The 22,987-nt window shown below is 45.0% G+C and carries 21 protein-coding genes; 10 read left to right on the top strand and 11 right to left on the bottom strand.

Annotation, left to right across the window (positions count from 1 at the left end; genetic code table 11):
* The coding region (locus tag PF479_RS13305) for a glycoside hydrolase family 3 protein (RefSeq protein ID WP_298007414.1) at positions 1 to 1,280 on the bottom strand (1,280 nt) is incomplete at its 3' end.
* A gap of 193 nt (positions 1,281 to 1,473) precedes the next feature.
* On the opposite strand from PF479_RS13305, the gene PF479_RS13300 reads away from it, so the two are divergent.
* Positions 1,474 to 2,529, top strand: coding sequence for a 3-deoxy-7-phosphoheptulonate synthase (locus PF479_RS13300; RefSeq protein ID WP_298007412.1), 1,056 nt, complete (start codon positions 1,474 to 1,476; stop codon positions 2,527 to 2,529).
* Positions 2,530 to 2,688: 159 nt separating this feature from the next.
* Complete coding sequence (locus PF479_RS13295; RefSeq protein WP_298007410.1) at positions 2,689 to 4,173, top strand: M23 family metallopeptidase; 1,485 nt, start codon at positions 2,689 to 2,691, stop codon at positions 4,171 to 4,173.
* A gap of 24 nt (positions 4,174 to 4,197) precedes the next feature.
* Here PF479_RS13295 and PF479_RS13290 read toward each other — a convergent pair whose 3' ends face one another.
* The 6 genes from PF479_RS13290 to PF479_RS13265 form a co-directional block, all read right to left on the bottom strand.
* The gene (locus PF479_RS13290) at positions 4,198 to 4,707 is read right to left on the bottom strand and encodes a YkgJ family cysteine cluster protein (protein WP_298007408.1); all 510 of its coding nucleotides are present in this window, start codon (positions 4,705 to 4,707) and stop codon (positions 4,198 to 4,200) included.
* A complete protein-coding gene (hisI, locus tag PF479_RS13285) occupies positions 4,691 to 5,080 on the bottom strand; it encodes a phosphoribosyl-AMP cyclohydrolase (RefSeq protein ID WP_298007406.1) in 390 nt (129 codons plus the stop codon). The genes PF479_RS13290 and hisI overlap by 17 nt, the downstream gene beginning before the upstream one ends.
* Positions 5,073 to 6,620, bottom strand: a complete 1,548-nt coding sequence (locus PF479_RS13280; protein WP_298007404.1) for a UTP--glucose-1-phosphate uridylyltransferase — start codon at positions 6,618 to 6,620, stop codon at positions 5,073 to 5,075. Before PF479_RS13280 ends, hisI begins: the two co-directional genes overlap by 8 nt.
* Positions 6,621 to 6,659: 39 nt before the next feature.
* Positions 6,660 to 6,971: a hypothetical protein gene (locus PF479_RS13275; protein ID WP_298007402.1), complete on the bottom strand. Its 312-nt coding sequence runs from the start codon at positions 6,969 to 6,971 to the stop codon at positions 6,660 to 6,662.
* 14 nt (positions 6,972 to 6,985) lie between these two features.
* Positions 6,986 to 8,050, bottom strand: coding sequence for a hypothetical protein (locus PF479_RS13270; protein ID WP_298007400.1), 1,065 nt, complete (start codon positions 8,048 to 8,050; stop codon positions 6,986 to 6,988).
* A 90-nt stretch (positions 8,051 to 8,140) separates the two neighbouring features.
* On the bottom strand, positions 8,141 to 9,316 hold the full coding sequence (locus PF479_RS13265; protein WP_298007398.1) for an HD-GYP domain-containing protein: 1,176 nt from the start codon (positions 9,314 to 9,316) through the stop codon (positions 8,141 to 8,143).
* 77 nt (positions 9,317 to 9,393) lie between these two features.
* Between PF479_RS13265 and PF479_RS13260 the strand changes: the two genes are divergently transcribed.
* The 6 genes from PF479_RS13260 to tyrS all read left to right on the top strand — a co-directional run bounded on the left by PF479_RS13260 (position 9,394) and on the right by tyrS (position 16,505).
* Positions 9,394 to 10,212: a hypothetical protein gene (locus tag PF479_RS13260; protein ID WP_298007397.1), complete on the top strand. Its 819-nt coding sequence runs from the start codon at positions 9,394 to 9,396 to the stop codon at positions 10,210 to 10,212.
* A gap of 12 nt (positions 10,213 to 10,224) precedes the next feature.
* Positions 10,225 to 11,439: a pyridoxal phosphate-dependent aminotransferase gene (locus PF479_RS13255; protein WP_298007395.1), complete on the top strand. Its 1,215-nt coding sequence runs from the start codon at positions 10,225 to 10,227 to the stop codon at positions 11,437 to 11,439.
* Positions 11,440 to 11,526: 87 nt separating this feature from the next.
* Positions 11,527 to 12,135 carry a hypothetical protein gene (locus PF479_RS13250; protein ID WP_298007393.1) on the top strand — a complete coding sequence of 203 codons (609 nt, stop codon included), beginning with the start codon at positions 11,527 to 11,529 and terminating at the stop codon, positions 12,133 to 12,135.
* A gap of 198 nt (positions 12,136 to 12,333) precedes the next feature.
* Positions 12,334 to 13,812: a glutamate--tRNA ligase gene (gltX, locus tag PF479_RS13245; RefSeq protein WP_298007392.1), complete on the top strand. Its 1,479-nt coding sequence runs from the start codon at positions 12,334 to 12,336 to the stop codon at positions 13,810 to 13,812.
* 57 nt (positions 13,813 to 13,869) lie between these two features.
* Positions 13,870 to 15,255, top strand: a complete 1,386-nt coding sequence (locus PF479_RS13240) for a glycine--tRNA ligase (RefSeq protein ID WP_298007390.1) — start codon at positions 13,870 to 13,872, stop codon at positions 15,253 to 15,255.
* 5 nt (positions 15,256 to 15,260) lie between these two features.
* A complete protein-coding gene (gene tyrS, locus PF479_RS13235; RefSeq protein WP_298007388.1) occupies positions 15,261 to 16,505 on the top strand; it encodes a tyrosine--tRNA ligase in 1,245 nt (414 codons plus the stop codon).
* A 47-nt stretch (positions 16,506 to 16,552) separates the two neighbouring features.
* Here the strand turns inward: tyrS and PF479_RS13230 are convergent, their stop codons facing one another.
* From PF479_RS13230 to lepB, 4 genes are read right to left on the bottom strand one after another with little or no spacing between them, the layout of a single operon-like run.
* Entirely contained in the window at positions 16,553 to 17,206 is a 654-nt protein-coding gene (locus tag PF479_RS13230) for a hypothetical protein (RefSeq protein WP_298007387.1), read from the bottom strand.
* A gap of 45 nt (positions 17,207 to 17,251) precedes the next feature.
* Positions 17,252 to 19,057 carry a 6-hydroxymethylpterin diphosphokinase MptE-like protein gene (locus PF479_RS13225; RefSeq protein ID WP_298007385.1) on the bottom strand — a complete coding sequence of 602 codons (1,806 nt, stop codon included), beginning with the start codon at positions 19,055 to 19,057 and terminating at the stop codon, positions 17,252 to 17,254.
* Positions 19,054 to 20,937, bottom strand: coding sequence for a penicillin-binding protein (locus tag PF479_RS13220; protein ID WP_298007383.1), 1,884 nt, complete (start codon positions 20,935 to 20,937; stop codon positions 19,054 to 19,056). Before PF479_RS13220 ends, PF479_RS13225 begins: the two co-directional genes overlap by 4 nt.
* Positions 20,934 to 21,437 (bottom strand): signal peptidase I, encoded by a 504-nt coding sequence (gene lepB / locus PF479_RS13215; protein ID WP_298007382.1) that lies wholly within the window; start codon positions 21,435 to 21,437, stop codon positions 20,934 to 20,936. The genes PF479_RS13220 and lepB overlap by 4 nt, the downstream gene beginning before the upstream one ends.
* 58 nt (positions 21,438 to 21,495) lie before the next feature.
* On the opposite strand from lepB, the gene PF479_RS13210 reads away from it, so the two are divergent.
* Together PF479_RS13210 and PF479_RS13205 are read left to right on the top strand one after the other, a co-directional pair.
* Positions 21,496 to 22,590, top strand: coding sequence for a M23 family metallopeptidase (locus PF479_RS13210; protein ID WP_298007380.1), 1,095 nt, complete (start codon positions 21,496 to 21,498; stop codon positions 22,588 to 22,590).
* A 61-nt stretch (positions 22,591 to 22,651) separates the two neighbouring features.
* Positions 22,652 to 22,789, top strand: coding sequence for a hypothetical protein (locus PF479_RS13205; RefSeq protein ID WP_298007378.1), 138 nt, complete (start codon positions 22,652 to 22,654; stop codon positions 22,787 to 22,789).
* The last annotated feature ends 198 nt before the right edge of the window (positions 22,790 to 22,987 follow it).

Here is a 22,987-nt window from a genome sequence, read left to right as displayed (position 1 = left end):
AAATCTTCCTCTGAATCTTGAATTTTATCAAACAATCCGGTCTCTAATTTTAGTTTCAGGATTCTTCTAAGGGATTCATCGAGTCTTTCCTGGGATAATAACCCCGAAGATCGGGCATTTCTCAATGATTCCTGGGCTTCCGGTATATTTTCAGGCATTAAAATCATATCAGTCCCTGCTAAAAAGGCTGTTAAGACAGCTTCCCGGGGTGAATAGCTCTTCTTTATGGCACCCATATCCATGGCATCGGTGATGATCAACCCTTTAAAGCCGAGTTCTTCCCTAAGAATGACTGTTTGAATCTGATGGGACAGGGAGGCGGGAGTATTGGTTCCTGTCAGAGAGGGTGCAGCAATATGTCCTATCATAATAAAATCTGTTCCGGCCTCAATCCCTTTCTTGAAGGGAATAAAGTCTCTGTTGTAAAAATCCTCACGGCTGCTTATGGAGGCCACCGCACCATTGTGGCTGTCTCCTGTCACATTACCATGCCCTGGAAAATGTTTGACCACCGGAGATATTCCGGCTTTTTTACATCCACGGACCGTTGCCGCCGTCATGGCTGCCGCCGTTTCCGGATCAGAGCTGTAAGAACGGTTGCCGATAGGATTTAAACTTCCCCGGATGCTAATATCCGCAACAGGGGCCATATTCATGTTAAAGCCGAGTTCTTTCATATCCAGTGCCAGGACTTCTGCCGCATCTTCTGCCAGTAGGATATCACGGGTCATTCCAATTTCACCGGCAGGAGGTAAATAAAGGACATCCATAAGACTGGATTTACCAAGACGGCTGACTTTCCCTCCTTCTTCATCGGTTGTTACAAAAAGGGGGTAGGGGCTGAGGTTCTGCAGTTCCATAATGAAATTTCGTGTCTGAGAGGGGCTTTGATAATTCAGGGAAAAGAGGATGATCCCTCCGGGTTGGTACTTTTCCATAAAGGAACGTACCGTCTTATCCACAGTAAGAGCGGGCTTTCCATTGGCAGTGTGTCTGACTGCCAGTATAAAAAGCTGACCGATTTTTTCTTCCAACGACATGGACTCAATGAAAGAATCAATCTTAACTTCCTTTTCAGTTTTTGTGAGAGTGTTGTCATCATCAGACTCTTTGAGAGTGTTGTTATCATCTGATTCTTTGAGAGTGCTTTTATCATCAGACTCTTTAAGTGTGTTGTTATCATCAGACTCTTTAAGAATGTCTGAAGAATGAGATATCTTTTCTTTTTGAATGATTTTCGAAATTTGTACTGTCTCGGAAATTCCGTTTTCTTCCATCATTTGATTCGTCCGGCAGGAGGTCATTAATATTATAGAAAAAGTAATGATTGAAAAAATCCGTTTCAATGAAAACCCCGTGGATGACTTGCAATTTTTATTAATTTAGATCATTTTTAATTTTATCACCATAGAAACAATTAATAAACACAGCTTTTCCGGTGTTCCTGAAGGGCTTATTATACCGGGAGATAAAGTGGAAAAACTGAACGATGCAAATATATGCTCAATAAAGCCTCTCGTCACTCCAGAACATCTTAAAGAGGACTTTCCTGTCAGTGATGCTTTAAAAGATCAAATTATTCTGAATAGGAAAGAAATTAGAAATATTCTTGAGAAAAAAGACAAGAGGATGCTGGCCATTGTTGGTCCCTGTTCCATTCATGATCCAGTGGCGGCCCTGGAATATGCCACAAAACTCGTAGCCCTGAGAGAGAAATATAAAAGCAGACTCTGTATAATCATGCGTGTTTATTTTGAGAAACCCAGAACAGCCCTGGGATGGAGAGGCCTGATTCTGGACCCTGATCTGGATGACAGCTATAAACTGGAAAAAGGATTAAGACAGGCCAGAAAGCTTCTTCTTGAAATCAATAACCTGGGACTTCCTGCAGGATCTGAAATCCTGGACCCCATTGTCCCTCAGTATATTTCCGATCTTATTTCCTGGGCCGCCATTGGAGCCCGCACAACCGAATCTCAGACTCACCGGGAGCTGACCAGCGGATTATCCATGCCCGTCGGATTTAAGAATGGAACAGACGGCAGCATGGATGTCGCCATAAACGGAATTCATTCTGCTCAGCACCCCCATAGTTTTATCGGTATTGATAAAAAGGGTCAGACTTGTGTCCTCAGTACTGCAGGAAATAAAACAGGCCATCCTATCCTCCGGGGAGGCAAGAGGGGGCCCAACTATTATGAAGAGATCATCGAAGATACAGAAGAGCTCCTCATCAAGGAAGGCTTGAGACCGGTTGTACTGATTGACTGCAGTCATGAAAACTCGGGGAAAAAGTATTACCGTCAGGAACGTGTCATGAATTCCATCATGGATCAGAGAAGCAGAGGACGGGACTCTATAGTCGGGTTTATGCTTGAAAGTAATATTCATGAAGGAAAACAGAGCATCCCGGAAGACAAGAATCAACTGGCTTATGGTGTCTCCATCACGGATGCCTGTATTTCCTTTGAGTCCACTATCCAAATACTGGATTCAGCCTATCAGGTTTTGGGAAAGCTAAAGAGCTGAAACGTTCTAAAGTGAGTTTCCGATCTTATTAAATACCTCTTTTGATTCAATAATCCTCTATTTTATCAAGAAATACCCGAATTCCAGTATTTTACTTCTTGATAGACTTTGCCAAAAAAATATATTATTTTTCCCGCAATAACATAGGAACAGGAGACAATGAATATATCTCATAGCGATTCAAAAGCTATAACAATTACAAACCGAATATGTCACATGGTTCAGCTGTTTTTGCATGGACGGAGTAACTGTCTGATCAGAAAAGATGATCAGACTCTCATCAATGGTGAATCCTGTACATATTCTTTATCTCTCTCTCAAATAGACGACCATACTCTCGTCCTGGATGAACAGGTTCTGGCTTTCAAAGGCAACAGAATGACCCATAGGCACTGGTTGTTTGTTAACCATGATGGATGGGTCATGGAGAATGCAGGAAGGAACGGAGCTTCTCTGGATTCCGAACTTTTGACCATTGAGCTTCTGGATCTCTTGGAGCGTTTGGAAGGCATAAAAGAGGGTACAACCCCCCGGTTTGACGTCCCGGTTGCTCCCAGAGGGACTCACTCTCTGGATGCTACAAATCTTTTGAAAAATAAATCAGCCCGGGTTTTCACTTTGTCTGCGGCTGGATTAGTCATGGCTGTACTGTTTTTATCTCTTTTTATATCTACCATGCAGTATGGCCGCATGCTGAAAACTGTATTGACAATGAATGATATTATCAGCTCCACCTCCCGGTCAAGCAATGAAACAATTGATGACCTTAGCTCGGAAATGGGACGCATCAATCTGGAACTAGCCAATCTCAAAGAAGTCGTGTTTCAGGAGAAAGAGGCTTTTGAGTTCAACAAGAAGCAGACTTCAATGAACCTTCGCTGGCTGGCTTCCCGCTTTCCCAGATCCAGCAGTTCCCGGGCTACGGCCTATGAGTATCTGGCAGACAGAATTGATGAAGCCGCCACCTATGGTGAGATGGTTTATCAACTGTCACGTCTCCCTGAAAACAATGATCAGGCAGAGACACTTATGGCGACAGACAGAAGTAACAGACTCTCTATGAATCATTATCAACCAGTCTTTTCCGGATTGATTCTACCCGTCAATACCGGGACTGCCAGCGATGCTGAGAGTGTCTTTATGATTTCCAGCGGATTTATAGAACATCGTCTATCCCCCCTGGGTTACGGTGGTGTCAAACCCCACCTGGCTGTGGATCTGATCAATCTGGATAACATCATTAAAATCACGGATAACAATGAGATTATACGGGATGAAAGCCAACCTGGTTTTGTTCAATCCGTCTACAAGGGAACTCTTGTGGAGTCGGGTTTCGACTGGGTCTATGGATGGAGTGCTGAAGTGCGGCACGAACTGATTCCCGATGTCCTGGAACTCTACCCCAAGGCAAAATACTGGAGCAGCTTTTATGCCCATATGGATAGCGAGATTGATCTGGAAGAAAATTCAGTCCTTGAAGCTGGTGATTATATCGGAAAAATCGGCAGCACAGGTAAGTCCACAGGACCCCACCTTCACTTTGAATTGAGAGTCTATCATCCTATGGGGAGCGAAATCAGCCCCAATGGACCCTTTGACAGGATCAATCCCTATAGAAGAAACAGACGTACCGTTCAGAAATAATAGAGTTTTATCTGCTGCCGGACTTTATAGGGGAATCTCTTTTTTCATCCTCTCAAATCTGAGATAAACTGCGGGGCAGATCCTGGTATTCTCAAGCATTTGAGAGCTGTACTTTTTGAAGGACATCCCGTCTGTGTGAGGAAAATTACGGCAGGCATCAGGTCTTTCCTGATAAACCATGCAGAGATTGTCATTCTGAATAAAGGGGCAGGGCATATTCTTAAAAATGTAGTCTGCTTCTTCATCCACCTTCAGGTAGGTTTCGGTAAAACTTCCGGGTCTCATTTTAAGGCTGCGGGAGAGTCTGTTTATATCTCTCTCCCGCAATAAAGGTCCCGTTCCTCGGCAGCAGTTGCTGCATTTTAAACAATCAATTTCTTTAAATACTTCAAAGTGAAGATGCCTCATGGGTGGATCGACCACACCCGATTTTACTTTTTTGAGTTTCTTGAAGTAGTCCTGATTCTCTTTATATTTCTGGGAAGCCCTATCGAGTATACTTTTATACTCGCAGGAGTCAGTGACTCTTCCCATAGACCTCTTCCGGATTAAAAAGGGCTTTATCAGTTTCCACCAGGGCCCCCTCCTTCCATTGACGGTAATAACAGCTTTTATGACCTGTGTGACAGGCTGCTCCGCCAATCTGTTCAACCAGAAATAAGACAGAATCATTATCGCAGTCGACACGGACCTCTTTTAAATTCTGATAATGGCCTGAAGTTTCACCTTTCCGCCAGAGCTTTTGCCGGCTTCGGGAGTAGTAGACTCCCCGGGAGGTCTCTACGGATTCATCCCAGGCTTCCCGGTTCAGATAAGCCTGCATTAAAATCTCTCTGCTTTCAAAATCCTGCACTATCACAGGGATAAGTCCCTTTGTCTTTTCAAAATCCAGGGGGCATTCAATCATCTTTTATTCCTTGATTAGTAATACTTTCAACGGGAACCCATACATTATTTTTCAATGTGAGACCATACTGTGTCCTCAACAATGTTTCCAATCCACGGTGAAGGTTTCTGGCAGTCAGGGATAGATCCTTGTCAGCATGAGGAAAGGATGGATCATCCAGTTTGAGACCTGATGTCATCATGTTTTCCAGCAGAATCTTGGCTGCCAGAAATCTTTCATACTTGTCGACAGCAAAAATCAAGGGATTCTTAATCATTCCAATGACTTCCCATGTTACCTGTTCTGCCTGGGAGTAGAGACCGGCATCCTTATTCTGATCACTGAAACGAAGGGGCAGATCTGACACGATTCTATCAATATTTTCCAGCAGCCAGGTCAGATTAAAAAGACCTGTTCCACAGTTGAATAAAATTTTTTTTCCCGACGACTCAAGGACTGCCGCCTCATCAAAACTGATACCGACTCCAAGGTCTACACAACTTAAACTGTCATTTTTCAATACAACCAGAATCCCGCCTTTGACATCCACGGCTGTTTTATAAGATTCATCAAATCCGGCTGGAGAGTCTTTTATTGCGAGGAGAGCCAGTTCGAGGGGATCCAGGGTATAACCCAGGTTATCAATATTTCCCAGAGAGATAAACCGTGTGCCCTTGTCATAGAGCTTCTGCCAGGTTTCTTTGAGAACTCTAAAGCATTGACCATGTCCTCCCGGCAGGGTGATAAAGGGAAACTTCGACTCTTTATTCCGGAATATCTGTTTAGGTTCTCCCTGTGAACTATGACTGTAGGCTGTAATAAGGGGCTGCATGGCTGTATAGGCTTCAAAGGGCGGTATGTTCAGAGAGGCTGCCAGGTCTTTGAGCCAGGGACTCTCCCTGTATGTGTGAAGGGCTTCCTGGACTTCCTCATCGTTTGATACACTGGTCATCTGAAAGAAGGGGATTCCATCTCCTCCTTCTTTTCCAGTCAGATCTCTGTAGGATTTTATCAGTACCAGAAGGGAGCGGAGTTTCAATTCCATATAGGACGGACCGGCAAGACCATCAGCCTGGAGAAAACCAGGAGTAACGCCTTTGGGTTTTCCTCTGGAATGAGCAGATAATCGAGTAAACTCTTCTTCATATAAATCAAACAGATCCGGGCTGAATCCTCTATTTTTTTTTATATCACCATAGGAGGTAGCAGATCCGCCATTCAAAAAGCCATAGGCAAAGCGGGGCAGAAGTGCTGTGCCCGCTTTTATCAGATCTGCCCTGGAGAGTTGTCCTTTGAGCGGATTCAGGTAAGATGCCGCTTCCGGATAGGATTGTTTAAAGTGCGAAATTTCATCATCACTGAACAGAAAAAAATCACTCTTTTTCAAATCAAGTATGGCTTTTCCGTCAATTTCAGGAATCCCCTTTGGAATCTCCGGGGGGGTTCTTCCAGCCAGACCCTGATTGTAATCATTCAGTATGGACAGGGATAAGATCACATCCACACCCTGCTGAAGGAGTTCAGCTTCCTCTTCGGGCGTCAGCAGCAGTTCTTTTTTCATAGGGCCTTCTCCTGGTAAAATTTCCATGTTCGCTCAATTTCAGGATTCCAGATTCAGGACATTTTCCAGTGTTTTATACCAGATTCCAGGACCTGAATACTTGGGACGCAGAGGTAAATCTTCAAGGATACCCTCCAGACTTTCCTGCCTTCCCGGAGACAGAAGAAACCACTGGGCTCTAGATTCTTCTGTGGCAATCATCTTATAGGCCAAGCCTATTTTATCACCCTTATGCCGGCTTCCGGATATTTTCTTCCAGGCTTTTTCAATCTCTTCATCATCCGCATCACGGTTAACTCCCAGAACCTTCCAGGGATCCAGGGTGCTGTTAAAATAATCCATGGTATTCACTGCTTCTCTTCCTTTTAAAACGCAAATAACTCCAGCTGAACCAGTGGTTGGACAATCTCTCTTGTCTGACCGGCTGTCCGTGGGGCTTTTTTTATGCCTGCCAATTGAAAAATACTCTGAAAGGGATCTTCATCCAGAGTGATCTCTCCCTGAATTTGAGGATAGACATGATACAGGGTTTCCGATAGTTCTGTGATGAGACTGGCCAGCAGCCTTATATACTCATCTGTGAGTTCAAACTCAAGTTTTACTGATTCCGCTACATCCTTGATAATATTCAAATAGGCCGTCACAAAGCTGATATCTGTATTCCTCTGTTCAAGATAGGCCATCAGGGAATGAATCCAGTATATGAGGCTTCTATCCGGATCAAAGCTCAAGGATGTGAGAGCAGCCAGTCTGTAGCCCTGCTGATCTCCAAAGAGCTTTTTGACCTTTGTAATTGCTTTTTCCGAAAGAATGTCTGATTCCTGCAAGTGCTCCAGGCACCAGATCATTATTTTCTCGGCGGTTCCAGGATCATCCCGGTTGATATAAGTGATAATCATTCCCGCCGTATCCAACAGAATCTCTTCGCTCTCCGTGGAGTCTCTGATGAGATCCAGTGAATCCCGGAGTTCATCATTATCCTCGACAATAGACCTTGTCAGGCTGTACCAGGGAGAGCTGGGAGACTCTTCTATTAAGAGGGATTGAAAGAGAGACTTAAAGGCTGCGGGAGCCATTTCTTCGGGGATAGTCCCAATAAGTGTCAGACAGCTGTCCAAATCGCCTGAATAGTAGGCAGAAATAGCCTGGATAAGGATTTTCCACTGATACATCAGAGATACAGGGGGAATCGTGGATAATTCTTTGAGGATTTCATCATTGATCATACCATTTGTCAGAGCTTCAAAAGCATCAGATAGGATGATGGCCTCTTTTTTCAGAGGATGATCCAGGGAAAGGAAATCAGAACCTGCCAGCAGGGCCGGGGAGAAAATCCTTTTTTGAAGGATGAGAGTCAGTTCCTCTTTTTCAGGATGCTCTGCTGACATTGACAGGTATTTATTCAGTAGTTTTTTTATATTCCGGGACATGTTTCACTCTCTTAGGCTAGGGTATACCCGCTCTTATGTGGAGGGGAACAAAACAAAAATAAAGGGCCAGGTTGTCTCTGTCAAGGATTATCAGGTTTTAGTCTGTAAAAGGGCCTTGATATTTTCAATCTCAGAATTGTTCAGCACGGAAACTATCTTCATCTCTCCGGCCTCACTGGTTTGTACCGAAGGTTGATCCTGAAGGATGTTTTTATTTTTGTCCAATAGTATTTTGACTGTGGGATAACGAAAATCTGCATTGTTTGTCTCGGTTACGATTCCGGTATATCCGTTTTTCAGTGTTATATAACTGCCTAGAGGATAGATGGAAAGAATACCCAGCAGAGCCTTCATCACGTCTTCATCATAATGGGAACGCATCTCTCTCAGCATACCGGTCAAACTTGTATGGGCGTCCCGTCCGGATCTGAATGGTCTATTTGAAATTTGAGCGTCATAAGAACAGGCAACGGCTATGATTTTACCAAACTGTGAAATCCGAGCCGTAGAAAGACCCTGAGGGTAACCGGAACCATCAGTCCTTTCATGGTGCTCCAGAACTCCTAACAGGATGTCTCTGGGAAGAGAGAAATCTCTTAGAGACCTGAACCCGAGAAGGGTATGGGCATTGATCAATTTTTTCTCGCCTTCGGACAGGGCTCCTTCCTTATCGTAGATTCTGCTCGGAATTTGGAGCATTCCTACTTCATGAAGGAGGGAAGCAATTCCCAGTTCTATGAGTTTATGATTTGGCATTTTCAGCCTTTCACCGATAGTCAGTGCCAGGATCGTTGATTTAACAGAATGGTTGATCATGTACTCACTGCCTTCATGTGGTACTATTTCCTGAAAACGCAGGACATACTTGTCATTTTCCCTGATCATGGTGATGGCTTTTTTTATTTCTTCTGTCATGGCATTCAGATTCAGGATATTGTCATCCTTGAATCTGGAGAATATCTTATCAGTGAAACGGTACATTTCCATAAAAAATTTTCGGGCCCTGCTCAGACCTTCCTTTTCTTTTACATTCTGATCCAGAGTGGCAGTTTGCACATTGGAGGTCGGACCGCCTTGAGTGGGAGTTTCCCTACCGATGGGAGAACCTTCGGTTAACAGAGTCGTGAAACCCCATGCAATCAGGCTTTTCAACAGCATTTCAGAGACAGGCGTTTCCGGAGTAAGCAATACATAACCTTCATCGAGGAATACTGGAGATTCAAAGTACATTCCCTGTTTCAGGCTTCTGGTTTCAATGTTGTTCATCTTTTGATCATTTTCCAACTTAGTTGACCCCATTCTGGATATAATTTACACTATTTTTTATTATAGGAGCAACATTGATGAAGTTTAAAACCATTTTTTTCCTGTTTAACGGAATCATCCTGTTTTCATTCCTTTTTATAGCTTTAATGCCGTTATTTATTCTCGGCGGAGAATATACTCGCATATTCTGGGTAGAAAACTGGTTTCTTGCCCTGATCTTTTTACTTTTTATATCGGTACTTGATGCCTATTTCATGATCAACTGGAAAATGTTTTCTCTCCTGGAGAAGGAAGATTGGCCCGGACTGACCGCTTATCTTGAAAATGAAGTATACGAAAAGAAGAAATTAAGCTCACGAAATATCAGAATGATGATCAACACATCTCTCACTATTTCCAACCTGGACAAGATCATCCGGCTGGAAAAAGAAATTGGAGATAAAAAGCCGAATCTGCTGGGCCGTTATGGAGCCATGCTGGGAATACCCTACCTTCTGAATCAGAATAAAGAAGAGGGCAAGGCCTTTTTTAGGGAGTGTATCAACCGGGGAGCCCCCAGGGATCTGCCCTGGCTGCAGTGGTGTTATTCATTTTTACTTCTGTCCGGTAAAGAACTGGAGGAAGCTAATCCCTATCTGTCTGATCTGTCTTCTCAGGACAAAGACTCTATCCTGCGCCTTTTGTCCATGTATCTTGTCTCCACAATCTCAGGAAATGATTATGATGAGGTCCAGGAACGGAATAAACAGGATTTTCTGAAAAAATTTCCTGATAGAAATAGCCTTCAGAAAGAAGTTCACAAGAGTAAAAACAATAATATTGTGGTTCTGCTGCTCTCCAGTATTCTGGATGACAGTCAGAGTTGGCTGTATGGCAGTGTTTCTGAAAACAAATAAAGGATCTGAACAATGTTGATCAAGAAGTCTCATAAATTGGACAATGTGTGTTATGACATACGCGGTCCTGTGCTGAAAGAAGCTATGAGATTGGAAGAGGAAGGGTATAGAATTCTCAAACTGAATACAGGGAATCCCGGGGTCTTCGGATTCGATGCTCCTGATGAAATCCGGCACGATATCATTCTGAATCTACTGGAGGCTCAGGGATATTCCGATTCAAAGGGTGTCTTCTCTGCCCGAAAGGCTGTGATGCACGAATGTCAGCGGCTGGGGATTCAGGGTGTGGACACCGACGATATCTATCTGGGAAATGGTGTCAGCGAACTCATCTCCATGGCCATGCACGGTCTTCTCAATAACGGTGATGAGATCCTTATTCCCATGCCCGATTATCCTCTCTGGACTGCGGCATCCGTATTGGCCGGTGGAAAAGCAGTCCACTATACCTGTGATGAACAGGCGCTCTGGTATCCCGATCTGGATGATATTAAGAGTAAGATTAATGAGAATACCCGGGGGATTGTTGTTATCAACCCCAATAACCCGACAGGAAGCGTCTATCCCAGAGAAATCCTGGAAGCCATCATTGAAATTGCCCGTGAACATGACCTTATTATTTTTTCGGATGAAATATATGACAAAATCCTCTATGACGATTCAGTTCATATTCCCATGGCCTCTTTGGCTGACGATATTTTAATTGTTACTTTCAACGGTTTGAGTAAATCTTACAGAGCCGCAGGATTCCGGGCAGGATGGATGATTCTCAGCGGAAACAGGAAAATCGCCTCAGATTATATTGAGGGGCTGGATATTCTGTCGAATATGAGGTTGTGCAGCAATGTTCCGGCTCAGTTGGGTATACAAACAGCCCTGGGTGGATATCAGAGCATCAAGGATCTTGTGGCTCCGGGCGGCCGGCTGCGAAACCAACGGGATTTTTTTTATGAAAAGCTCATATCCATACCCGGAATCAGCTGTGTCAAACCCCAGGGAGCCCTCTATATGTTCCCAAAGATCGATGCAGGGAAATTCAATGTTCATAATGATGAAAAGCTGATATATGACATCCTTACAGAAACCAGAACTCTCCTTGTGCAGGGTACAGGATTTAACTGGAAAGAACCGGATCATTTTAGAATGGTTTTTCTTCCGGATCTGGAAGTTCTGTCTCTGGTGGCAAACAGGCTGGAAAGCTTCTTTGAAACCTACATTCAAGAGTAATTGATAATTTTTAATCTTGTAAGGTTTGATTTTGTCAGTTATAATTTTAGTTAAATATAAAAAAAGATTAGTTTCAGGAGCATCCGAATGCGTAAATCCCTCTTATTTCTTATGGTACTTGTTTTATCGACAGGAACCATTTTTGCCCAGACTTCACCCGAAGCCGTCGATATTCCTTCAGCACAGGCAGAAATTGATGCATTGACTGAAGAAAACAGTGCCATGTCAGATGAAAACAGCCAGTATGAATCAGAAAACACCACTCTCCGTAATGAAATTGAGGCGATGGAAGGTCTTAAAAGAAATATTTTCGTTACTCAGGGAAAGATCAGCAGTCAGGCTGGTGAACTGTACAGCATCATGCAGAGTGTTAATGATGCAGATATGAAAGCCAGGCTGAACTCTCAAATTTCTACCAACAGATCCCAGCGATATGCTCTTGAACAGAAAAATCAAGAATTGAATGCCCAGATAAAACTCCATAATCTATCAGTAGAAAAAAATATTCGCTATATCAACAGAAATATTGTTCAGACTAAAAAGAATAATACTCGTATTGCTCACTTGAATGCCAGTATCAGCTATACCAGGGATGAGGGTGCCGGCATGGATGAGTCTATTCAGAAGTCTCAGACGATTCAAAGTGAAGTCGATAATCTGGTAAACCAGAATCCCGCTACCAGTGCTAGGGAGTAAAATAAATTTTTAATTTTATATCAGAGCCTGTTCTTCGGAACGGGTTTTTTTAATTAGATACTTTTTTTTGACGATCAATGACTCTGTCTGAGATGCAGAGCATTCTTGGTCTCATACATGCTTATGACCGGAGGGGGTAGTTTACTCGCTCTGGACTGGGGAGTATAATAATCCAATCTCTAAGGCTAAGGAATTACCATGTCAGTGCGTGTTCGATATGCTCCGTCACCCACCGGTTTACAGCACATCGGTGGAGTCAGAACGGCGCTTTTTAATTACTTTTTTGCAAAAGCCAATGGCGGCTCTTTTATACTCCGAATCGAGGATACTGACCAGGAACGGTACAACGATGAAGCTCTTCAGGATCTCTATGATACCCTGGACTGGCTGGATATCCCCTGGGATGAGGGCCCCGGCAAAGGTGAGTTCGGTCCCTATCAGCAGTCCAAACGTTTTGATATCTACCAGGATTATGCTCAGAAACTATTGAAAACCGATAAGGCATACTACTGCTTCTGCAGTTCTGAACGACTGGAATCCGTAAGGGAAGAGCAGAAAAAAAATAAGTCCAGTGTTCAGGGATATGATCGTCACTGCCGGGACCTGGACCCTGCCGAAGCTCTTGCACGGAAAGAAGCGGGTGAATCCTGTGTTCTCCGTCTGAAGGTTCCCCTTGAAGGGAAAACGACCTTCCACGATGAAGTTATGGGGGACATTACCCGGAAAAACAGTGACGTCAGTCCGGATCCGGTTATTGTGAAAACGGATGGTTTTCCCACATATCACCTGGCAAATGTAATCGATGACCATAGGATGGAAATCACTCATATTATGAGAGCCCAGGAGTGGATACCCTCAGGACCACTTCATGTCATCCTGTATGAAGCCTTCGGCTGGACTCCCCCTAAATACTGTCATCTTCCCCTGGTGATGGGAAAAGATGGATCAAAACTTTCCAAACGGCATGGTTCAACCTCTCTTGTTGATTTTAGAAAGACCGGTTATCTCCCCGAGGCCATCATAAATTATATCTCTCTATTGGGTTGGTCCTTTGATGATTCCAGAGAGTTTTTTACCAGGGAAGATCTGGAACAACTCTTTTCTATGGAAAGAATAAATAAGGCTCCAGCCGTATTTGACTATAAAAAACTGGAATGGTTCAACGGTCAGTACATTCGTATGAAAAGTAAAGAATCCCTTCTGGAGCTTCTTATTCCCATTCTTCAGAAAGACGGTATTGTTTCGTATCCTATGACAGAAGAAGAGACGGCCATATTGGACGGAGCCTTTCCCCTGGTGCAGGAACGCTTAAAGTTTACAACTGATGTTTCAGAAATGATTAGATTCCTATACAAGGATCTTGAAAGCTATAACTGCGAAGATGCTCTGCCCAAGAAGATGGAGCTGTCACAGATTCCTGCTGTCCTGGACGCCGCCGCGGCCCTTCTGGAAGGGTTTAAAAGCCGCAGTCAGGAAGAGAACGAACAGGCCTTTTATAATTTATCCCAGGAAATGGGGTTGAAAATGGGACAGGTCATGCAGCCTGTCCGTGTTGCCGTTACCGGTACAAATATCTCTCCTCCCTTGTTTGAGTCCATAAGACTCCTGGGGGTTGAGAAGGCAATACAGAGATTAAATGCTTTGAAAGAGCAGATCCTTATGACCCTTCGGCCCTGAGCGGGAAAAACACCAGGCCTGTAAATCATAACTGGTACTAGGAAGAAAGGAAAAAAAATGGCCAAAGAAAAGAAAACAAATCAGATCAGCAACAAGTTCGGTGCGTCCATGGAGAAAATAGTCTCCCTCGCCAAGAGAAGAGGTTTTGTCTATCCCTCCAGTGAAATTTATGGTGGCCTCTCGGCCACCTGGGATTACGGTCCTCTCGGTGTGGAACTGAAAAAGAACATTCAGGAAATCTGGTGGCGGGAAATGACACGTCTCCAGGAAAATATCGTGGGGCTGGATGCGGCCATCATGATGCACCCTAAAACCTGGGAAGCCTCGGGACATGTCGAAAATTTTTCGGATCCCCTTGTTGACTGCAAGCAGTGCAAGACCAGATTCCGGGAAGACAAGCTGACTCCCGAAGTCATTGAAAGTAAAAAATGTCCTGAATGCGGTGGTGAGCTAACAGAGCCCCGCCAGTTCAACCTCATGTTTTCAACTCATCTGGGACCGGTCGCCGATTCAGGTTCCATCGTCTACCTCAGACCCGAAACAGCCCAGGGTATTTTTGTGAATTTCAAGAATGTGGTTGACACAAGCCGTGTGCAGATTCCCTTTGGCATCGCCCAGGTTGGCAAGGCCTTCAGAAATGAAATCACAACAAAGAACTTTATATTCAGAACCTGTGAGTTTGAGCAGATGGAAATGCAGTTTTTCGTGAAACCCGGTGATGACGACAAATGGTTCGAATACTGGAAAGAGCAGAGAATGAATTATTACACCCAGCAGCTGGGTGTTCTCCCTGAAAATCTTCACTTTCATCAGCATGGTCCTGGAGAACTCGCCCACTATGCCAAAGATGCCTACGATGTGGAATACAAGTATCCCTTTGGATGGGAAGAACAGGAAGGGATTCACAACAGGACAGACTTTGACCTGAGACGTCACGGTGAATACTGTGGTAAAGAAATCAACTACCTGGATCCTCATACGAATGAACGCTATATCCCCTATGTCATCGAAACATCAGCAGGTCTGACCAGATCGGTATTGGTTTGTCTGATGGATGCTTACCATGAAGAAACCATCGGAGAAGATAAAAACGGGAATCCTGATATTAGAACCGTCCTCCATCTGCATCCCAATGTGGCACCCATCAAGGCGGCGGTCCTCCCTCTTGTGAAAAAAGATGGTCTGGCAGAATTGGCCAAGGATATTCAGAAGGAACTTTCCGAAGATTTCAACTGTTTCTATGATCAGTCAGGAGCCATTGGCAGACGTTATAGAAGACAGGATGAGATCGGTACCCCTTTCTGTATCACTGTGGACTATGACAGCAAAGACAACAATGACGTGACCATCCGATTCCGTGATTCTATGGAGCAGATTCGTGTTCCCCGGGAAGGTCTGGCAGCCAGACTCAAAGAAGAAATGAAGAAGTACAAGAGGGTATAATTATTATGAATGCGGCACTCGCCACTCTCAAAGAGAGAGGATTTTTCAAACAGTGTACAGACGTCGATCTGCTCAATAAAAAACTTGATGAGGGACCGGTTCGTATCTATGTGGGAGTGGACCCGACGGGCCCTTCCATGCACATCGGTCATACTATTCCCCTTTTTGCCATGCATCACCTGCAGCAGGCAGGGCATGAGCCCATCATTCTGGTGGGAGGCGGAACCGCCCGAATCGGAGATCCTTCGGGAAAGAGCGATATGCGGAAAATGCTCACCATTGATCAGATCAAGGACAATGCGGAACGGTTAAAGAAGCAGATTGCCCAGTTTATCAGCTTTGATGATGGTAAGTCGAAACTGGTAGATAACGCCGACTGGCTGGCTTCCTTGAATTATATCGATTTTCTCAGGGACATCGGCCGGCATTTCTCGGTCAATCGTATGCTGACCTTTGAGGCCTATAAAAAAAGACTGGAGAAGGGGCTGTCCTTTATTGAGTTTAACTATCAGCTCCTTCAATCTTATGACTTTCTGGAACTGTACCGCCGGGAGAACTGTATTCTCCAGATCGGCGGTGACGATCAGTGGGGCAATATTGTGGCCGGGATGGAGCTGATCCGACGGGTGGACGGCGGAGAGGCTCTTGGTTTGACCTTTCCTCTTGTGACACGTTCGGATGGCAAAAAAATGGGAAAAACAGAGAAGGGAGCCCTTTTTCTTGATCCCGAAATGACATCCATCTACGATTTTTTCCAATATTGGAGGAATGTGGCCGACGCGGATGTCGAGAAATTCCTCCTCCTCTTTACATTCCTGCCTGTGGAAGAATGCAGGCGTCTAGGATCTCTCAAAGATCAGGAGATAAACAAAGCCAAGGAGATTCTGGCCTTTGAACTGACAAAGATTATTCATGGAAAGGAAGAAGCCGAAAAAGCACTGGAAGGGGCCAAAGCGGCTTTCAGTACGGTCGGAGTCCAGGACAAGTCGGGGATGCCCACAGTCGATCTGGCCGCTTCTGAAATAGAAAAGGGATTCAATATTCTGGACTTTTACGTCTTATCCGGACTCAGCAGCTCAAAAAGTGAGGCACGCCGGTTGGTCAGTCAGAATGGAGCCGCCGTAAACGGTGATAAGATGACCGATGTGGATGCCCGGATTGACACTTCTTTTGTTGTGGAAGAAGGCGGCGAGAAGGAAATCATACTGAAGGCAGGAAAAAAACGGTTTTTCAGATTTGTTATAAAATAGTGTATGTTCTGCAAAAATTGAAAACCCGTCCGGCTTGGACGGGTTTTTTATTCCTGTTGAATCCCTGTTTCAAGGGATGAGCTTAATTCGGTCAGCGCCGGCCGGAGGGGATGATCTTCTCCCAGGTATTCAGAATACCTCTCCAGAACATCCCGGGCTTCTTTGGTAAAACCAAAACTGTGGTAGACACGGGCCAGTTCCAGGGGAATAACAACCTGTCTTTCCATTTCAGTGACTGCCGAAAGAAGAAGGGACAATCCCTGAGACACATCTCCCTCCAGACATCTGCACTGCGCCATCAGGTAGAGGAGCATCGGGTCCTGAGACGATTGTGATAGTCCTGTTCTTAAAAGGGGTATTGCATCGACTGAGCGGCCTTTTTGAACTAAATAGGAGGTCAGACATTTAATGCTGTCAATATCCATTTCATTTTCTTCCTGCAGAATCATCCAGAACTTTGCCGCCTGCTCCTGTTTTCCCTGATAATACAGGCATTTGGCGTACATCCTGGTGTTCTGATAAAAATGGGGGAACTCATTCTGTATTTCCGCAAAGAGGCCCTCAGCCTCTGATATGTAGCCTTGATAGTAGTATTGCAGGGCTCGGGCATACTCGGAATAGGTTTTTTCGCCGGGAGATTTTTGACAGGATATTATGGATACAAATATTCCAAGAAGCAGGTAAATTTTTAGGAACTGCATAGACCAGTAACGGGTAAAAGTGATCTTGAAATTCAGCCCTGATTATTATAAATCTATTCTGATAATCTGATCACGGTGAAAAACAAGGCTGGTATTCAGTTCGGTATAGAGCTTTAAAGAGCGGGTCAGGACCTCTTTTTCCGTTGAATCTGTTCTGGTTCCCCCAATTTGCTCTTCCAGGATAGGAGCCAGTATAAAACCAGCCATTTCTCTGCTTTCCCGGTTTAAAATGGCCTGATCAATCTGATTCAGCTCATCCAGATCTCCCGGAGTAATTCCAGACTCCAAAAGGTTCTTTGATATCCTGCTTCCTTTCGCCGTGAGGGCAATCAGATCCTCCAGTTCGGTAATAAGCTGAGAATGGGAGTTCTTGAGATCTTCCTCGGTCACGCCGCTGGTGATATTGGAAAGATCATCCAATTTTTTATTAATTTTTGTTTCCCTGATCTCCGGGAGGGAGAGGAGTCGTTCCGAATCCTCCCATCCCAATCCCTTCAGGGCAATGCTTCTCGGGGATAACTGCTGTGTCCGGACATCCGAAAAACAGGCCATCTGCTCTTCAAACCAATGAATGTAAATTTTCATCCTTTGATCTGTCAGAACCGGTTCTCCCAGATGATTTTTCCCCTGGTAAGGATTGCCACCCATCAGGGCCAGCCAGCTTCCAGTTTCTACCGGAGAGGTCCTTTCGCTGAATCCGTGAATCCTCTCTTCAAAGGTGCTGCCTCTATAGTGGGTCTCTCCATCGGGAAAGGAGAGATCCAGGCCAGCACAGTAAATCTCCCTGCCGCCGCAGTGACGGATAAAATCCCAGGCTGCCGTAGACACGGACCCTCCGGATTTCAGTTTTCCCTTAATTTCGGTTCTGGATTCAAAGAATTGACCCAGAGGAAAGGGAGTGGAGCAGAAGAAGACCCTGCCTTCGAACGCCCAGAGCGGAGCCGGGTAGGTCGATACATCACTGATCAGGATTGTTTTCCGGGTCCTGCAGCGGTCCATATGCCGTGAATTCCAGTACTGAGGATCCGTGAGGATCAGAAAGTCAGGTTCAATTCCCCGTCTGAGGCAGGCCTTGAGGGCTGTATCCACACAAACAAGAAGCATCCGTTTTCTCAATTCCGGCAGAAGAGGCAGGGTTTCTTCCAGGGTGGGGCCGGCCGCCAGTAACAGGGCGGGAATGCCTTTGAACCTTTCTTTCAGGGTCCACACTCCGGGAATCCTGACGGTGAGAGGGAGATTTCTGCAGATATTGCTGACCCACAGACGGCTGAACTTATTCAGGGTGTTCGCATTGATCTCTTTTCTGGAGAAATACTCCTGTACCGTTCTATCGCAGAGTTTAAAGTATTCCCGGTTATTCTCTACGACAGAGCGGAGCATACAGATCTGAATATCCTTGTAAGGTTTTCCCTCCAGCAGCGCCGGCATGGCTTCAGCTGGTGCACCTAATGCCAGAGAAAAACCGGGAGACTGAAAAACAGAAGAAAAATCTCTGAGGCCCAGGCAGTAATTGAATAAGGCAACATCCGGTTCAACAACGGCAAAAGGGACTCCCCTGTGACGGCTGATAAATATGTCCAGATGATAGGCCAGGCCGAAGCCATAAAAAATGCAGAAGGGGCAGGTCCCGGGAATGCTGTTTTGAATCAGCCGGGAGGCTTCCCTCAAGGGGGAGTGAGTGGAGTGAAGCCAGGTCCCTTTCTCCCTGCGGATGCTTATCTGACCATCCTTCGTTTCCACTGTCTCAACAACAAGGGCAGGGGGGGAATCTAAAGATGGATTATTCAGTTTGTCAGAGATTCCAGGGAAGAGAGAGACCAGAAGATCCCTGTTTTTTTGATAAAAACTCATTTGAATTCCAGGAACATTGTTGTTGTATCGTCGATGATCTCTCCGGCAGGTGGGAATTGGAAGACTACCCATCCCTCTCCTTTCAGATTCAGGGGGATGGAGCTGCCTTCCAGAGCCGCCATCACTTCTCTCTTGGAGAATCCCGTAAAATCTGGTAGTTCTGATCCCAGAGCCACATTACGGGGTGTGGATAGACGGACACGGCCGTCATGTTTGAGAAGCAGATTGCCTTCGATGGGTATACCGTAGTAGGGAGACAGGCTCTCTGCGAGTTCCTTAACGATGGGTGAGGCTATCCGGCCTCCATAAATGCTCCGGCCCTTGGGGAACTGAAGAATGACATACACAATGAGTTTCGGATCTTCCGTTGGAAAGAGGGCCAGGACAGAAGACATATAATCTGTATCGGAATAGGTTCCTGTTTCGGGATCAATCCTCTGGGCGGTTCCTGATTTTCCTGAAATCCTTAAACCCGGTACCTGGGCTCTCCGCACAGTACCTTCTGGAGAGGAGACAACCTGCTCCATCATCAGAAGCATACTCTCGGCCACCTCAGGTGACAGAACCTCTCTGACGGCTTCCCTTTTATACTCCTTGATGACCTCTCCCGAAGAAGAAACAACCTTTTTTACTATTCTGGGTCTTAGAAGTTCCCCGCCGTTGGCAAAAACAGTGGCTGCTGTGATCATTTGCATGGCGGACACACCGATTTCCTGGCCAATAGCCAGGGTCGGTTTTGACCGGACTGACCATTTTGACGGGTCTGAGAGAATCCCGCTGGATTCGCCGGGCAGAGGAATGCCTGTCTTGCCTCCGAAGCCGAAGTTCTTAAGCATATTGTAATACTCTTTCTGCCCCACACTGTCTGAGGCAAGCGCGGTACCCACATTACTGGAGTGGATCAGCACACCAGTCGTATCCAGTACTCCATAGGCTCCCAGGTCGGTGATGGGTGATATTTTATACTTTTGAAATATTTCGGGAAAATAGCCTCCCCGGGTATCAAAAATGTCATCCGGCCTGATCCCTCCCAGCTGCATAAAACTGGATAATGAAAAAATCTTCATGACAGAACCAGGTTCGTAGGTCAAGGTGACGGGAAGGTTATTCCGCTGAGCTGCGCTGTATTTAGAAAAATTATTAGGATCAAATGAGGGCAGGGATACAAAGCTGTACAACTCTCCTGTCTGGGCTCCCATCACAAGAATCATCATTCCTTCGGGTTGATGTTCTTCCATGGCCCGGCGGGCAATCTGTTCGGTAATATATTGGGTGTTCAGATCAATCGTCAGGAATATGTCGTTCCCATAGAGGATCTCATCATCGTTTGTACTGATTTCAGGGGGGGCAAGGACCTGGTTGAATGTGTATTCGATTCCATCCAGGCCGATATTGTCGGTTCCCACATACCCTATGATATGAGCGGCAAGATCTTTTTCGGGATAACTGCGTCCCTGATCCGGTTCCAGACGTATTCCCGGGAGGGTTCCAGACTGAATCATTTCATTGACTAACTTGGATTCAGTGGGTGAAACCTGCCTCTTGATATAGAGAAATCCCTGACGGGAAGCATCATTGAAGCGGACTTTCAGATCTTCCCGGTCCAGTGACAGGGCGTCTGCAAGGAGAGCTGCCGTTCTGTCGTTGTCTTTGATCTCGGGAATCCAGGCGGTCACCGAATCCAGCCTGGTCTGTATCGCCATGAGTTTCCCGTTTCTGTCATATATCTCCCCCCGTTGAAGCTCTGGAAAACTCGGGGTATCCAGAGGGCTGAGAGGAGGGCTGATTAACATGATCCGAGCATACTGAAGTACCAGTATGAACGTAACAGCAAGGAGTATGGTGAGGAATATGCGGAAGCGTTTATTTCCGGTGATCAATGGCTGTTTTTTCCTCCGAAAATGTTGATAACTTTTCCCCTTATGGTTCCAATGGAAACACAGCCGTAATCTCTGGAGTCGACGGAATGGAAGGAATTATCTCCCAGTACCAATACCGTGTCCTCGGGTATTCTCTCAATTCCCGACAGTAACTCTCTCTGCCTGTCAGTTAAAAAATACCGCTCTTTCCCTACAAGGAGCCATCCTGTCTCATCAATATTGATGAGGTCTCCCGGGATAAGGCGGCATCGTTTTACAACCAGCTGGTGATCGTAGGGATTCTTGAAAACAATAACATCCTCTGCTGAAGGTCCTTTTTTGTTGAGCAGAGGAAAGCGATAGGCAATCTTGTTCACCAGGATAGTCTGACCATGGTGAATTTCTGGCTCCATGGATATTTCCTGCACCTGCAGAATATCGAAACAGGAGAACCATATAACAGCTGCCGCCAGTACTGCTGCTGCTATCCCTCCATTGTGAACAATTGTTTTGTGATTCATATTTCAACTTATATTAATATACCCCTTCTGTTTTGTCGATATATTCGAGTAGAGAATTATGATTGTCACAGCCAATCGGCAGGACTTTAACCCGTCCTTGCTGAAGAAAAAGTACAGAAAAACAACTCAGGCCTCTCCAGAGGTATACAGGACTCTTTCAAGGGGAGAGGAAGAAATAAGTAGTTTATTTTCCATCATCAGCCCTTTTATGTCTGTATTTCTGTTTTCCTCCTGCTTGTTTTTCTTTGTACTGGGTACAGATCTTCCCTATAAGCAAACCTTCTACTTTGGAAATCTACGGAATCTGTCTCTCCCGGGAGACGGTGATAACGCTGAAGTAGAAATAAAAACATTAAGAGCCGAAACGTCAATCACTCTTCCATCACTGGCCGATGACAAAAGACTCATTCTCTGGGATGTGCCTCATCAAAAATATATAATGACCGAAGTGGATAGACTTTCTTCTCTCAGTCAACGCTATTTTGTCAGCATCAGTACCATTATCAGCTTCAACAAACTGGAAAGCATCCGTCATGTCAAGGAAGGAGATATACTTATTCTTCCGGAAACAGATGGGATTCTATATCAGGTGAAAAGAGGAGAAACTCTGGATTCTCTGATTGATGAATACCATCTTGATATAAACCAGGTTGTCAGATATAACCCCTTTATTCCCATCATTGATGGTCTTCTGACGGTCACTCCCGAACAGGAACTCTTTTTACCCGATACTGCACTGAGTGATGAAGAAATCAGAAGCAGAACGGGTCAACTGTATATCTTTCCAATCAAGGGAAGAATGCTGAGGCCTTTTGGGGCCTATAGAGATCCCATGACTCAGATTGAATCTTTTCATAACGGCATTGATATCAAGGGGAATTTAGGAGATCCCGTAGAGGCATCTTTTGGTGGTACCGTCATTTCCGCAGGTTTCAATAATTCCTATGGAAATTTCATTGTTCTTGATCACAGAAACGGTTATAAAAGTCTCTATGCTCACTTGAGTGAAATCTCTGTTATGAAAAATGATAAAGTATTACAGGGTGTAGTGATAGGGAAAGTCGGGAAAACTGGATATGCGCCTAGTACACATCTCCATTTTTCACTGTTTAAAGCTAAAAAAAGTGTTGATCCTATGGACTATCTGCATTAACATGACTATTGTCGATTAGAAGTCAGTCCACAGGCTTATCCGCTTCAGGAGGTTCTTTCAAATGAGAAAATTGGTCTTCTTCATCATCGCCCTTATGGCACTGTTTAATTTAATCAGGGCTTTTGCGACTTATAATAATCAGACCATTCCTGTGGAAACTCTGGCAGTCCTCCAGGATAACCCTTACGATGATCAGTAGCACTTATTAAAACAATAGGTTGTCCAGTAGAATTTACTAATACAATTTTGTCACCCTTCGGCCTCGACACCCTTAGGCCTTGACTAAGCAAACCACCCCCTTCGGCCTTTGGGTATAAACCACGAGAGTGCTTTTTAGCACTCTCGTAGAACCCACCCTGCGGCTAATTTTGAATCATCAGTAATACTATCAGCCGTG

This window comes from Oceanispirochaeta sp. (assembly GCF_027859075.1).
Lineage (GTDB): Bacteria > Spirochaetota > Spirochaetia > DSM-2461 > DSM-2461 > Oceanispirochaeta.
This window is presented reverse-complemented; position numbering and strand designations above follow the sequence as displayed.

Coding starts and splice junctions, on each gene's coding strand:
- PF479_RS13295 (WP_298007410.1), top strand. CDS start 2,689: ATGAATATATCTCATAGCGATTCAAAAGCTATAACAATTACAAACCGA.
- PF479_RS13290 (WP_298007408.1), bottom strand. CDS start 4,707: ATGGGAAGAGTCACTGACTCCTGCGAGTATAAAAGTATACTCGATAGG.
- hisI (WP_298007406.1), bottom strand. CDS start 5,080: ATGATTGAATGCCCCCTGGATTTTGAAAAGACAAAGGGACTTATCCCT.
- PF479_RS13280 (WP_298007404.1), bottom strand. CDS start 6,620: ATGAAAAAAGAACTGCTGCTGACGCCCGAAGAGGAAGCTGAACTCCTT.
- PF479_RS13270 (WP_298007400.1), bottom strand. CDS start 8,050: ATGTCCCGGAATATAAAAAAACTACTGAATAAATACCTGTCAATGTCA.
- PF479_RS13265 (WP_298007398.1), bottom strand. CDS start 9,316: ATGAACAACATTGAAACCAGAAGCCTGAAACAGGGAATGTACTTTGAA.
- PF479_RS13260 (WP_298007397.1), top strand. CDS start 9,394: ATGAAGTTTAAAACCATTTTTTTCCTGTTTAACGGAATCATCCTGTTT.
- PF479_RS13255 (WP_298007395.1), top strand. CDS start 10,225: ATGTTGATCAAGAAGTCTCATAAATTGGACAATGTGTGTTATGACATA.
- PF479_RS13250 (WP_298007393.1), top strand. CDS start 11,527: ATGCGTAAATCCCTCTTATTTCTTATGGTACTTGTTTTATCGACAGGA.
- gltX (WP_298007392.1), top strand. CDS start 12,334: ATGTCAGTGCGTGTTCGATATGCTCCGTCACCCACCGGTTTACAGCAC.
- PF479_RS13240 (WP_298007390.1), top strand. CDS start 13,870: ATGGCCAAAGAAAAGAAAACAAATCAGATCAGCAACAAGTTCGGTGCG.
- tyrS (WP_298007388.1), top strand. CDS start 15,261: ATGAATGCGGCACTCGCCACTCTCAAAGAGAGAGGATTTTTCAAACAG.
- PF479_RS13230 (WP_298007387.1), bottom strand. CDS start 17,206: ATGCAGTTCCTAAAAATTTACCTGCTTCTTGGAATATTTGTATCCATA.
- PF479_RS13225 (WP_298007385.1), bottom strand. CDS start 19,057: ATGAGTTTTTATCAAAAAAACAGGGATCTTCTGGTCTCTCTCTTCCCT.
- lepB (WP_298007382.1), bottom strand. CDS start 21,437: ATGAATCACAAAACAATTGTTCACAATGGAGGGATAGCAGCAGCAGTA.
- PF479_RS13210 (WP_298007380.1), top strand. CDS start 21,496: ATGATTGTCACAGCCAATCGGCAGGACTTTAACCCGTCCTTGCTGAAG.
- PF479_RS13205 (WP_298007378.1), top strand. CDS start 22,652: ATGAGAAAATTGGTCTTCTTCATCATCGCCCTTATGGCACTGTTTAAT.